Here is a 13,074-nt window from a genome sequence, read left to right as displayed (position 1 = left end):
CATCCGCGTCACCCACCCACAGGAGCCCCTCGTGTCCGACACCGTCATCACGCCGCGTCCCCACGTCGCCGAGCGCCGCGCCCTGCGTCACCTCGTGCTGAACGACCTCGACGACACCTCGCTGCACGCCCTCACCGACCCCGAACCCGGTTCCGGTGCCCCCGCCCACGACGCAGGCTGGCGCGACCTCGTCGCCGCCGTCACCCACCGCCCGCGACGCACGACGCGCACCCTCGTCACCGGTCCTGCGGCGCTCGAACGAGCCGTCCTCGACGTCGTCGCCCCGCTGTGCGACGGGGCCGGGGTGTGGGACGGCCGCGCGAGTGCATCCGCGCCCGATCTGCTCATCGGGGCGCTGCCGTGGCGTTACGAAGAACTGGGTGACGTCCCCGATCTGCCCGGCCCGCTGACCGGCCCGGCGCCGGCCGTCCTGCCGCTCGCGTTCACGGCTCGCACCGTCACCGTCGGCCCCGTCGCTGGCGCAGGCGGCGCGTGCGCCGGGTGCGTCAACCCGGCCTATTCGAGCGGGACGCGGCGCCCAGACGCCGCCCTCAGCCCCGCCCTGTTCGCCTTCGCCGCGGGTGCGGCCGGGTTGTTCGTCCGGGCGTTCGCGGCGGGCAACGTCACGGCCTGCTCGATCAGTCTCACCTTCGACATGGCCGCGCCGCACGTCGAGCACCGCCTGTGGTCGTGCACCCCGACATGCCGAGACGCTGCCTGAGCAGCAGCTCGGGCAGCGTGTCGGGTGCATCGGTACCCCGGGTCATCGCGCGCTTCGGGGCGGGCAGTAGCGCTCACGCGGCGTTCTTGCGCGGACGCCCACGCGGGCGCTTGCGCGGCACGACGACGCCGCGTTCGAACAGCTCACCGCCCCACACGCCCCATGGCTCCTGACGCTCCTTCGCGCCCGCGAGACACAGCTGCGCCGCGGGGCAGGTGGCGCAGAGCGCCTTGGCGAACTCGACGTCCGCCGGGGACTGCGCGAACCACAGCTCGGGGTCAGCGGTGGCGCACGGCGTGTCGACGTCACCGCCCGCCAGGGGTATCAGGGCGTCGGATATCAGGTCTTCGAACATTGCAGTCATGTCGGTCTCTCGCTCTTGCTTCGGAAAGGAGGTGGGCCCCGGTGTCGGGGAGTTTCTGGTGGGGGCCCTGAGCCTCGTTCGCGAAGACGCTCGATGCTGGATCGGTTCGTCACACGAAAGAAGCCGCGGACCCGGGTTCGGATCTCGCGGCTTTCGCTGACGTTCGCAGGTGGCTAGACCACCTGCGCCGTGCAGGAGAGCAGGAAGAACCGAGGGGTGTGGGGGCGACGCTCGGCGCTGAACGGCACGCCCACCTCGCGGAAGATGTGGCGGGCTTCAGAGCCATTGATGCCGGCGGCGTGCAGCCCGGAGCCGATGACGGTCTGGGCAGACGTCTCCCCCGAAAGATCGAGGAGGAACGCCTGAGCGCTCGGGCGCAGGGAAGCACGCAGGGAGGCGGCGTACGTCGTCATCGTCGTGATGATGTCCATGAGGCACCTCCTGGGTCGGCGGTTCGCGTCGGGCGAACTTGGTTCGTTCGTGCGGATCGTTCGCGGCGCACCCAAGGCGCGGCGCGAAGTGGTCTCAGGCTAGCGGCGCCCGCGAGAAGGGAGCAACCGAATTATCGAGAAAGTTCTTCGGCGGCTTCTCAGGCCGGGTCGAAGTCGCCGAATTGCGACGGCTTCTCGACCTCGTCGAGCGGTTTCGCGCCGCCCAGGACGGCGAGGACGGACGCGCCGTACTTGGAGATCTTGGTGTTGCCGACCCCCGCGATGGCGCGCAGGCCGGCGGGGTTCGTCGGCAGCGTCTCGGCGATGGCGACGAGCGTCGCGTCGGTGAAGACGACGAACGCCGGTACCTTGTCTCGCTTCGCGACCGCGGCGCGCCATTCGCGCAGCGCCTCGAACTGGGCCTCGTCATAGGTCGCAGGGCATTCGGTGCAGCGGCCGATCTTGCGCTCGGGCGCGGAGTACAGATCCTTGCCGCAGGTGCGGCACTTCGCCGTCGAGCGCTTGGGGGCGGGCGCGGCGCGCTTCGTCTTCGTCGCCGCGACGACGGCGCCGTCGAGCGAGTCGCCCAGCCCGTCGAGGAAGCGTGACGGGTTGCGCGACGCCCGGCCACCTTCGTGGCGGCTGCGCGAGTAGCTGAGCTGCAGGAAACGGCGCGCACGCGTGATGCCGACGTACATGAGACGCCGCTCCTCTTCGATCGCCTCGGGCGCACTCGCCATCATGATGGGCAGCAGCCCGTCGCTCGCGCCGACGAAGAACACCGCGTCCCACTCGAGTCCCTTGGCCGCGTGCAGCGACGCGAGCGTCACGCCCTCGACCTTCGGCGCGTGCTGCTCGGACGCACGTCGGTCGAGCTCGGCGACCAAGTCGCGCAACCGCGCGCCGGGGACGGTGCGGGCGACGTCCTTGCTCAGTTCCGCGAGGGACTGCAGCGACTCCCACCGTTCACGGCTCGCCCCCGCCGCGGGCGCCTGCTGCGACCAGCCGGCGCCGCTCAGGACGTCGGCGACGACGTCGGGCAACGGTTTCGAGCCGTCGTCGCTGCGGGCCGCGCCGCGCATGAGCAGGACGGCCTTGCGCACCTCGTCGCGGTGGAAGAAGCGTTCACCGCCGCGTATCTGGTAGGGAACGCCCGCGTCGGCGAGCGCCGTCTCGAAGGCCTCGGACTGCGCGTTGGTGCGATACAGGACGGCGATGCCGCTGGCCTTTACGCCGTCGGCGAGGAGCCGCTTGATCTCCTTCGCGACGCCCCGCGCCTCCGCCGGATCGTCGGGGTAGGTGACGAGCTTCGGCGTGACGCCCCCCTCGCGCTGCGCCTGGAGCGTCACGCTGCCGAACGCCTGATCGGCGCGCTTCATCACGTCGTTGGCGAGGCGGACGATGGGCGGGTCGGAGCGGTAGTTGCGCACGAGCTCGACCTTCGCGGCACCCTCGAAGCGCTGGGCGAAGGTGCGCAGATGCCGCGGCGAGGCGCCGGTGAACGAGTAGATCGTCTGCGCCGGGTCACCGACGACGCACAGATCTTTGCGCTCACCGACCCACAGCGACAGCAGGTACTGCTGGACGGTGTTGACGTCCTGGTACTCGTCGACGACGAAGTGGCGGTACTGATCGCGCACCTGACGGGCGATGTCCTCGCGCTCGGCGAGGATGCCGGCGGCCAGGAGCAGGACGTCCTCGAAGTCGATGACGCCGCGCGCGGACTTGACGTCCTCGTAGGCATCGAGCAGTCGCGCCATCGCCGTGACGTCGAGATCGGCGGGCTGACGGCCGGCGCGCCGTGCTGCGGCCGGGTAGGTCTCCGGGGTGAGCATCGAGACCTTGGCCCACTCGACCTCACCGGCGAGGTCGCGCAGCCCGGTGCGATCGACCTGCAGACGCAGCCGCCCCGCCGCCTCGCCGACGAGGCTGCCCTTCGTCCCGACGACCTCCGGCGCGCCCCCACCGATCGCCTGCGGCCAGAAGTAGCGTAGTTGGCTCAGCGCCGCGGCGTGGAAGGTGCGTGCGACGACCTGCGGGACGCCCAACTCGCGAAGGCGCGTGCGCATCTCGCCCGCAGCACGCGCGGTGAACGTCACCGCCAGCGTGCGCTGACCGACGAGAGCGCCCGAGTGCACGCCGTACGCGATGCGGTGCGTGATGGCGCGCGTCTTGCCCGTGCCCGCGCCGGCGAGGACGACCATCGGGCCGAGCGGGTTCGCCGCGACCTCCCGCTGCTGCGGGTCCAGACCCGCGAGCACCGAATCGGCGTCATGCTCGTTCACTGCTCAGGTACTCCTCGAAATGGTCGTTCGTCGCGATGCGGGTGGGCGGGTTGGTCGGTCGGATCGTGCGCCACCGTCACGGGAGCGGCTCACCGTACCAATGCTCGATGAGAGCGCGCGCGATCGACAGGCGCCCCGGCAGCGCGAGGGAACCGTCGGCGAGGCCCTGACGGACGTCGGCGCGCGAGTACCACCCGATCTCCTCGATCTCGCCCTCCTGAGCGCGCAGCGGTGTCGTCACCGCACGCGCGATGCAGCCGATCATGACGGAGGCGGGAAAGGGCCACGGCTGGCTGCCGAGATAGCGCACGTCGGTGACCTCGACGCCGGACTCCTCGAACGTCTCGCGCGCCACGGCCTGCTCGAACGACTCCCCTGGCTCGACGAAACCCGCGAGCACCGAACGGTGCGGGCCCTTCCAGCGTGGGCCGCGGGCGAGCAGGAGGCGCGAGTCGTCGGGGTCGGACTCGTCGACGATCGCCATGATGACGGCCGGGTCGGTGCGCGGGAAGTGATGCGAACCGTCCGCTTCGCAGCGACGCACCCAGCCCGCCTCGACGACGATGGTGGGCGCCCCGCAGCGCGGGCAGTGCGTGTGCGTCGCATGCCACTGGGCCAACGCGACGGCCGCGGTGACGCAGGCGAGGTCGTCGCCCGACAGTTCGAGCCCGATGTCGCGCAGGGTGCGCCACGACGGCGCGTCGTCGCCGTCATCCTCCGAAGTCGTGGCGGTAGCCGCGTTGCCAGGGCGCTCCCCCGTCGGCGCAGGCACCGGTGCGTCGTCCTGCGGGCGAAGCACGGCGAGCGCGGGGCCGTGGGACGTCTGACCGAGGTAGAGGACGACACCGCCGGTGTCGAACCACTGCCGATCCTCGGCCTGTGGTGCGCGCCAGAGCAGCTGGGTGCGCCGTTGCGGCACCGAGGCGCCGCGCACGTCGAGGACCCGCGTCGTCGCGACGGCGAGCAGCCGCTCGATGAGATCCGGTTCGGAGCGCCGCAGCGCATCACGGTCGACGACGGCGTCGCCGAGGACGAGATCGGGCAAAGGTCGCGTGGCGTCGGGCATGCCTCCCAGGCTAGACGCCACCTCCGACATACGGTGTGGGGGTGATGCGCTCGCCCCTGCTCCTCGCCGCCCTCGCCGACGCCGCCGTGCCCGGAATCCGCCCCATCAAGGTCGAAGGCCTGCCCGTGCCGGCCGGCGACCTCTACCAGAGTGCCCACATCACGGGCGCCGACGGCCGGGTCTGGCTCGTCCGCTCTGCGCTGACGGGAGCCGCGGGCGCCGAACTCGCCGCATCCGACGCCCTCGTGCAATTGCTCACGCGACGCGTCGACTTCGACGTGCCCCGCGTCGAGGGCTCCGCACGCCCGAAGGAGGGTTCGGCCGTCGCCGTCTACGCGCGCCCCCGCGGCAAGGCGCTCGACTGGCGCCACCTCGCCGGACGCTCCGCCGCGGCGCGTGCCCTCGGCCAGGCGCTGGCGCACCTGCACGGCGTCGACCCGCGCGTCGTCGAGGAGGCCGGCCTCGCCACCTACGACGCCGACACCCACCGTCAGCGTCTGCGCGCCGACGTCGATCGCGCCGCCGCGACGTCCCGGGTGCCGTCGGCCCTCATCGCCCGCTGGCGCGAGGCCCTCGACACGCCGGCGTTGTGGCGCTTCTCGACGACGGTGACGCACGGGCCGCTGCGCGGCGCCGACGTCCACGTCGACGAGGGCGAGGTGAGCGCCATCAGCGGCTGGGAGCATGCCGGCGTCGCCGACCCCGCGCGCGACTTCGCGCTGCTGTGGAACTCTGCGCCGCAGCAGGCGTTCGACACCGTGTTCGAGGCCTACGCCGCCGAACGCGCCGAGCGGCCCGACCCGAACCTGGAGCGCCGCATCCGGCTCATGGGCGAGATGGAACTCGCGTACGCGCTGCTCGCAAGCCGCACGATGGGCGACGACGCGCGCGTCGAGCGTCACGCCGCGGCGCTCGAGGAACTCGCCTTCGAGGTGGAGGGCGACTCGAGTCTCCTGCCGCCGGCGCGCCGCGCGGGCACGGCGCCGATCGACCTCGTCCCCCCGCTCGACCCCGCCGACATCGAGGTCGTCGACGCCGAGGTCGGCGAGGAGGACGCCACCGTCGAGATCCCCGTGCGCCTGGCCCCGGAGCGAGAGGACCGCTCCGAGCACGCAGGCGCCACGCGCGTCGATGGCGACGCCGCGCGCACCCGACTGCCTCACGGCTCGTCCGAGGAGCCCGCGGCCTCGAGCGACGACTCGGCAGGCGCCGTCGCCGACGAATCGTCCGGCGGGAACGCGAGATCCCGCTGACCGCTCGGGCCGCACCCGCGGGACGCCCCGCCTCCGCGACCCGAGCGCGACAAGCACCGCCGTCAGCCCTCGACCGACCCGAGAAGCTCCTCGAGGTCGCGCTGCGACGCAACGCCGGGGCGATACGTCTCACCCGTGGCGGCGTAGAAGAACGCGGCGTCGACGTCCTCGGGATCCAGGCCGCGCAGGCGCGCGTAACCGAGGGCGTAGGCGGCGAGCTGCAGCGAGCGATGACGCAGGGTCGGCCCCGCCGGCTTGGCTCCGGTCTTCCAGTCGACGACCGTGAACCCGCCGCCGTCACGCGCGAAGACGGCGTCGATGCGGCCGCGCACCGCGTACCCGGCGACGACGGTCTCGAGGGCGACCTCGACGTCGACCGGCACCCGATCCGCCCACTCGCTGGCCAGGAAGTTGGTCTGCAGCACGGGCAGCATCTCGTCGGCGGCCACGTCCTCGTCACCGAAGCCAGGCAGTTCGTCGAGGTCGACGAGGGCCGCAGCACCGTAGTGCCGCTCCACCCAGGCGTGGAACGCCGTACCGCGCCGCGCCGCCACCGCCGGTTCACTCGGCATCGGGCGTCGCAGGCGCCGCGCGAACAGGTCCTTGTCGCTCGCGAGTGCGACGAGCTGGGAGGCGGACAGGTGCGAGGGCAGCACGACGTCGCTGCGCAGCCGGGTGCGTTCGCGCTGTCGTTCGGCCAGGAGCAACTCCATCTCCTGCTCCCTGTCCTCGATCGTCCCCTCCAACCCGAGCGCCAGTTGCCCGGCCGGCTCGAGGGCCTCCCCGTTCTGCAGCCGGGTGCGCAGCGCGCGCACCTGGTCCGCGGCAGGGACGAGGTGGGCGCGTTGGTCGGCCATCGCGTCGAGCGGCCACGTCGCCGTCAGGACGTCGGCGTCGAGCGGGTTGCTGGGGCGCTCGCCGTCGACCTGCGTCGGCGGCATCTGCTCCCAGTGCAGACGCTCGATGCTCGCGCCGAGATCGGGTTCCTCGAGCAGTTCGGTGAGGAAACGAGACGTCTCGCGCGGGGTCGTGCCGCTCGCGTACCAGATCGGAGCGGTGAGCAACATGGTGCTGCGCGCGCGGGTGAAGGCCACGTACGCAAGACGGCGCTCCTCCGTCACCGCGTGCTCGAGGCCCTGCTCGCAGAACTCGGTGAACCGGTCGGCCAGCTCGTCGGAATCCTCCGCACCCGTGACGGCGAGGGCGGGCAGCCCCTCCCTGTCACCGCGCAGATCGTAGGGGATCGACTGAAGACCACTGAGCCAGCCGCGCGCCTTGTGCGGCTTGTACTGCCACTGCTCGCCCTCGGCCCGCGTCGAACCGCCGAGGCTCGGAAAGACCCCTTCGACGAGGCCGGGCACGACGACGACGTCCCACTCGAGCCCCTTCGCGGCGTGCACGGTGAGCACCTGAACCGCATGCGGGTTGACCTCGATGGCGGGCATCTCCAGGCCGCGTTCCTCCTGCCGGGCCGCGTCGAGCCACTCGAGGAACCCCCCGAGCGTCGGACGTTGGGCCTGGACCGAGAACGTCCCCGCGATGTCGGCGAAGGCGTCGAGGTGGGCCCGGGCGCTCGACGGGTCGTACCCCGGGCGGGCAAGCACCTCGATGTCGAGACCGAGCACGCGTTCGGCCTCCCCGACGAAGTCGGCGAGCGGCAGCCCGGAGAGCAACCGGAGGCGTTGCACCGACGTGTGGAACCCCCGCAGCCGCTCACGGGCGACGTCGGAGAGGTACTCGCCGTCGCGCCCACGCCATGACGCGTCGGGCAGTTCGCCGATCGCCTCGACGAGGCTCACCTCGTCCCGCGTGTCCTGCGCGAGGTCGCGCTCCGCCCGCGCACCGCGCCTGGCCGCCTCCCCATCAGGCCCGGGTACAGGCTCAGACGGCGCGCCCTCGCCGGCGTCGGATTCGCTGCTCGCCGGTTCGGCGCTGCCGCCCTCGGCGCGCTCCTCGGTGGCTGCCGCGGCGTCGTCCTGGTGTCGCTGGTGCAACTCCTTGGCCCACGACCCGAGCGCTGCGATGTCGGCCGCACCGAGACGCATCGCCGGGGAGGTGAGCAGGCGCATGAGATGGTCGCCGCGGCTCGGGTCGTCGACCACCCACAGCATCGAGACGAGGTCGACGATCTCGGGGGTCTGCAGTAGGCCACCGAGCCCGACGGCCTCCGCGGGGACGCCCGCGTCGTGGAGGGCATCCAGCATCGGCACGAACTGAGATCGCTTGCGGCACAGCACCGCAGCGGTTCGGGGCGCCTCGCCCGGACGCAGTGGACGGCGTCGTTCGGCCACCCACTGCGCGACGGCGCGTGCCTCGTCCGCCTCCGTCAGGTAGCGGGCGGCGGCCAGGGCGCCGGGGCCTGCGTCGGGGCGGGGGCGCAACGTCGCCACGGGCACGCGCGAGGCCCTGTTCAGCGGCGCGGCGGTGACGTTGGCCGCGTCGAGGACGGCGGCGTCGTTGCGCCACGACGTCGCGAGCGAGGCGACGGGCGTGAGGTCGGATCCCGGTAGGGCGAAGGAGCGACGGAAGGCCGACAGGGTCGTCGCGCTCGCGCCGCGCCAGCCGAAGATCGACTGGTGGGGATCCCCCACCGCCACGACGCCCGGACGCTGCTGCGTCTCCCCGGCGGCGAAGACGGCTGCGAGGAAGGCGATCTGCGCTGAGCTCGTGTCCTGGAACTCATCGAGCAGCACCATGCGGTAGCGCGCGCGCTCGATCGCGCCGATGGCCGGGAAGCGGTCGGCGAGTTCGGCGGCGAACGCGATCTGGTCGGAGAAGTCGAGCGCCGACCTGTCCTTCTTCAGCGATTGATACCGCTCGATGAGCGGGAGGATCTGCTGGTGGCCCTTCGCCTTCGCCGTGAGCGCCTTGCCCGCGTCCCCGAGGGAACGCTTTCGCGGCGCGAACGGGATCGCGTCGAGCGAGCCGAGGAGGGAGTCGTAGTAGGCGCGCAGCTCGTCGACGCTGCGCCGATGCTCGCTCAGTTCACCCGCGGTCGCGAGGACGGCCGCCGTCACGCTCGGCAGCTTGACGGCGACCTGCGACATGTCGCCGTCCCACCCACTCGCGACCTCGTGCGCGAACTGCCACGCGGCGGCCTCCGACAGCATCCGCGCATCCGGCTCGATGCCGAGGCGCAGACCGTGCTCACCGACGATGCGCCCCGCGTACGCGTTGTACGTCGAGATCGTGGGGCTCTCGCCGAGGCTCGGCGTGCCGTCCGGATCATCGGGCGGGCTCCACAGGCCACTCGCCTCGAGCATGCGCAGGCGCTGGTTGACGCGTTCGGCGAGCTCACCGGCGGCCTTGCGGGTGAAGGTGAGGCCGAGGATCTCCTGCGGGCGCACCAAGCCGTTCGCCACGAGCCACACGACGCGCGAAGCCATCGTGTCCGTCTTGCCCGAGCCGGCTCCCGCCACCACGAGCAGCGGCTCCAGCGGCGCCTCGATGACGGCGACCTGCTCGGGTGTGTGGTGATAGCGCTCCAGCGCGTCGGCGATGGCGTCCGCGCTCAGACGAGCGGGGCGATCCTTCGCCTCGGAGCCCTGTGGCCCCGACGGGTCGCTGGTTGCTGGAGTGAGGTCGTCGGTCACAGCGTTCGGCCTTCCGGCTGGATGGGGCAGGAGCTCTTGACGGGGCACATCGTGCAGTTCGGGTTGGCGGCCGCGACGAAGGTGGCGGCGCCCATGCCGTCAGCCGTGCGTTGCATGAGGTCGAACGCCCACCCGCGGGTGCCGACGATCGGTTCGTCGCCCGCCCCGGGCTCGCCGTCACTCGCGGCGTCCTCGTCGGCGACGAGGGGCGGCTGGGCCTGGACGCGAGCGGTGCTGTTCGCGCCGGTGCCGGCGGCCTGGCCGAGCTGCACGAGAGCAGCCCCGGCGCTGGGACGCCCCGGGCCGAACGCGTCTGCCTCGAGCGCGGCCTGGTAGGCGGCGAGCTGCGGGTGCGCTGCGACTTCCTCGTCCTTCGGTTTCGAGCTGCCCGTCTTGTAGTCGATGACGCGCAGCCCGCGCTCGGGGTGGTGCTCGAGACGGTCGATCGAGCCGGAGATCTTGGCTCGCCCGACGATCGCGGAGAACCGTCGTTCGGCGGCCTCGCCGGCCCATCCCGTGGCCGCCGCGTCGCCGAGGTAGCCCTGCAGCTTCTTCACCATGCTCTGAGCGCGCGCCTTCTCGCCGCGCGACACCCACGAGTCGCCGAGGCCGAGACGCGGCCACCGCTTCTCGAGCGCTTCGTCCATGAGAGCGGGTTCGTCGGCGAACTCCTCGGCGAGTTCGTGCACGAGCGTGCCGATCGTGCTCGCCCCGACCGACGGGCCGAAACCACCGTTGGTCGTGAGGAGCCAGTTGAGACCGCAGCGGTGGAATCCCTCGATCTTCGACGGGCTGACCCGCACCCACTCCTGCGGCGGGCGGACCGGCCTGTCGTCGCTGCGGCTGACGAGGGCCCACCACTGCTCGGGGTCGGCGCCCGGCACGTCGTGCTCGGCGAGGCGCGCCAGACGGCGGGCGCCCTCGTCACGGACGGCCTCGTCCTGGTCGGCGAGCATGCGTCGGGCCTCGGCGACGAGCCCGGCGAGGGTCATCGGCCGGGCGACAGGGGTGAACTCTCGCATCGCGTCGGCCGCAGCGCCCGGCGCGAGCGGGTCGACGATGTCGAGGTAGACGCTCGGTTGCTCGTCCTCGTCACGCACGGCCGTCACGACGACGTGCTCGCGCGCCCGGCTCATCGCCATCGCGAACTGCCGCGTCTCGTCGTGCCGGACGGCCGCCTGCCGCGCGGGGAGCGAGCGCCCGCGACCGCTGAGGATGTCGACGAGATCCTCCGAGCCGAGCACCGAACCGCGCAATCGCAGGTCGGGCCAGACGCCCTCCTGGACGCCCGCGACGACGACCGTGTGCCACTCGCCGCCCGCCGAGCCGGCTGCGGTGACGAGCGCGACGGCGTCTTCGTCGGGGGCTGCGGCGACGAGGCGGTCGCCCGGCACGTCCTGGCTGCGGACGTGGTCGAGGAAGTCGGCCACGCCCGCGCCGGGCAGCCGCTCGACGAACGCTGCAGCCGCTGCGAAGAGCGCGAGCAGCGCATCGAGGTCACGGTCGGCGCGGGTTCCGGAGATTCCCCCGGCCAACGCGTTCGCCTCCCACGCCTCGGCGAGGCCGCTGGCCTGCCACATCTGCCACAGCACGTGCTCGGCGTCGTCGTGGGGCGGAGCGGCCCTCAGCGCGGCCGCCCCTGCCGCGAGAACGCGCGACACCCGGCGCGCAGGCGCCGCTTCGGGGCCGAGGGAGACGAGCAGCGCCGGTTCGAGCAGGCAGGCGCCGAGCAGCTCGTCGGAGACGCGGTTGCCGCCGGCGGCCAGTTCCTCACGGCGCAGCGAACGTCGCAGTCGTCGCAGCACGACCGGGTCGGCTCCGCCGAGCGGCGAGGTGAGCAGGTCGAGGGCGAGGTCGGCACTGACGCCCGCCCGCGAGGCATCGGCGTCGCCGTCCACCGGGGCCTGTTCAGAGCCACGCGTCCGGCTCGTCACGATCTCGAGGGCGTGCAGGAACGGCCGCACGGCGGGTTCGTCGCGCAGGGCCAAGGACGCCGGAGGGACGGCCACGGGCACCTTGGCCGCGTTGAGGGCGCGCCGCAGCGCCGACGTTCCGGCAGCGGCTCGCACGATGACGGCCATGTCCTTCCACGCCACCCCGTCCTTGAGGTGTGCTCGACGCAGCACCCCCGCGATGTGGGCGGCTTCCTGCGCGCCGCTGCGCAGCAGCGCGACGTCGACGCCCCCACCGGGGCGCGTGACGACGCTGCGGTGCGCGATGCCGTCGACGCTGCCGATGCGCGCGGTGACGCGTTCGACCACCTCCGCGAGCCTTCGGGGCTGACGGTGGCCGTAGCCGAGCACGAACCGTCGACTCGCGCCGTGCTGTGCCGCGACCTGCTCGAGGTAGCGCGGGTCGGCGCCGCGGAAGGCCTGCACCGTGACGTCGGGGTTGCCGAGCAGGACGAGCCGCTGACCCGGGCCGACGAGTTCGGTGAGGAAACCGACGGACGCGCGCGTGAGTTCCTGCGCGTCATCGATGACGACGAGTCTCAGCTGCGCCCGCACCCGCTCGCGCAGCGTCTCGTTCTCGCGCAACGCCTGCGCCGCCGCACCGAGGATCCAGGCCGGGTCGAACGCTCCCGGACGTGACAGGGCGGTGACGTCGTCGTATTCGTCGAGGACGTCCGCGGCCGCGATCCACTCGTCGCGCCCGTGCTCGGCGCCGAGCCGGCGCAGGTGGTCGCTGCTGACGTCCCACTCCACCGCGCGCATGATGAGGTCGCGCAGTTCGTTGCGGAACCCGCGCGTCGTCAGCGCCTCCGCCAGATCCTCGGGCCAGGCAGGCGCCGCGCCGAGGCCGAGGCGGTGGCCTTCGAGCAGTTCCTTGAGCACGACGTCCTGCTCCGGACCGGCGAGCAGGCGCGGCGCCGGCAGGTCGTCCATCGCGGCGCGCATGCGCAGGATGCCGAACGCGAGCGCCTGCGGGGTGCGCGCGATCGGCTCGCTCGAGGTGCCGCCCACGCGGGTCGTGACGCGGGCGCGCAACGCCCCGGCTGCCACGCGCGTCGGTGAGAGCAGGACGCACTCATCGGGACGCGCACCACCCTCCACGGCCTGCGCGACGAGTTCGACGGCGAGCGTCGTCTTGCCCGTGCCGGGCGCGCCGACGACGTGGAGCACCCGATCGTCGGCCTCGAGCACGGCCTGTTGCGCAGGATCGAGATCGAGCGGCGCCGCCGCTTCGGTCTGCGTCGCGCCACGCAGCGCCGGGGTGAGACGCGTCGGATCGACGCTCGCCACGACGCCCTCGACCACGCTCGGCGGCAGCGCAGCGATCGGCAGGGCGGCCTCGCCCTGGACGGGCGCGCCGGCCGGCGTCTGCGCCGTCAAACCCTCGTGATTCGTCATGATGTCATCCC

General features: G+C 72.7%; 8 protein-coding genes. 2 read left to right on the top strand and 6 right to left on the bottom strand.

Annotated elements, in window-relative coordinates:
• Nucleotides 1-31 precede the first annotated feature (31 nt).
• Nucleotides 32-721: a hypothetical protein gene (locus J4Z35_RS09150; protein WP_050786405.1), complete on the top strand. Its 690-nt coding sequence runs from the start codon at nucleotides 32-34 to the stop codon at nucleotides 719-721.
• 73 nt (nucleotides 722-794) lie between these two features.
• Here J4Z35_RS09150 and J4Z35_RS09145 read toward each other — a convergent pair whose 3' ends face one another.
• The 4 genes from J4Z35_RS09145 to nudC all read right to left on the bottom strand — a co-directional run bounded on the left by J4Z35_RS09145 (nucleotide 795) and on the right by nudC (nucleotide 4,867).
• Complete coding sequence (locus J4Z35_RS09145; RefSeq protein ID WP_006943409.1) at nucleotides 795-1,076, bottom strand: WhiB family transcriptional regulator; 282 nt, start codon at nucleotides 1,074-1,076, stop codon at nucleotides 795-797.
• Between the two features lie 182 nt (nucleotides 1,077-1,258).
• Nucleotides 1,259-1,516, bottom strand: a complete 258-nt coding sequence (locus J4Z35_RS09140; protein WP_074040402.1) for a hypothetical protein — start codon at nucleotides 1,514-1,516, stop codon at nucleotides 1,259-1,261.
• Nucleotides 1,517-1,674: 158 nt separating this feature from the next.
• On the bottom strand, nucleotides 1,675-3,801 hold the full coding sequence (locus J4Z35_RS09135) for an ATP-dependent DNA helicase UvrD2 (protein ID WP_074040401.1): 2,127 nt from the start codon (nucleotides 3,799-3,801) through the stop codon (nucleotides 1,675-1,677).
• 76 nt (nucleotides 3,802-3,877) lie between these two features.
• A complete protein-coding gene (gene nudC / locus J4Z35_RS09130) occupies nucleotides 3,878-4,867 on the bottom strand; it encodes an NAD(+) diphosphatase (RefSeq protein WP_074040400.1) in 990 nt (329 codons plus the stop codon).
• Nucleotides 4,868-4,911: 44 nt separating this feature from the next.
• On the opposite strand from nudC, the gene J4Z35_RS09125 reads away from it, so the two are divergent.
• The gene (locus J4Z35_RS09125) at nucleotides 4,912-6,120 is read left to right on the top strand and encodes a phosphotransferase (protein WP_074040399.1); all 1,209 of its coding nucleotides are present in this window, start codon (nucleotides 4,912-4,914) and stop codon (nucleotides 6,118-6,120) included.
• 62 nt (nucleotides 6,121-6,182) lie between these two features.
• Here the strand turns inward: J4Z35_RS09125 and J4Z35_RS09120 are convergent, their stop codons facing one another.
• The gene (locus J4Z35_RS09120; protein ID WP_083603889.1) at nucleotides 6,183-9,713 is read right to left on the bottom strand and encodes an ATP-dependent DNA helicase; all 3,531 of its coding nucleotides are present in this window, start codon (nucleotides 9,711-9,713) and stop codon (nucleotides 6,183-6,185) included.
• Nucleotides 9,710-13,063, bottom strand: coding sequence for an ATP-dependent DNA helicase (locus tag J4Z35_RS09115; RefSeq protein WP_083603888.1), 3,354 nt, complete (start codon nucleotides 13,061-13,063; stop codon nucleotides 9,710-9,712). The genes J4Z35_RS09120 and J4Z35_RS09115 overlap by 4 nt, the downstream gene beginning before the upstream one ends.
• Nucleotides 13,064-13,074 lie beyond the last annotated feature (11 nt).

The sequence above is a fragment of the Dermacoccus sp. NHGro5 genome (assembly GCF_017565385.1).
GTDB classification, from domain to species: Bacteria; Actinomycetota; Actinomycetes; order Actinomycetales; family Dermatophilaceae; genus Dermacoccus; species Dermacoccus nishinomiyaensis.
The sequence above is the reverse complement of the archived record's forward strand: the minus strand, read 5'-3'. Positions and strand labels throughout refer to the sequence as shown.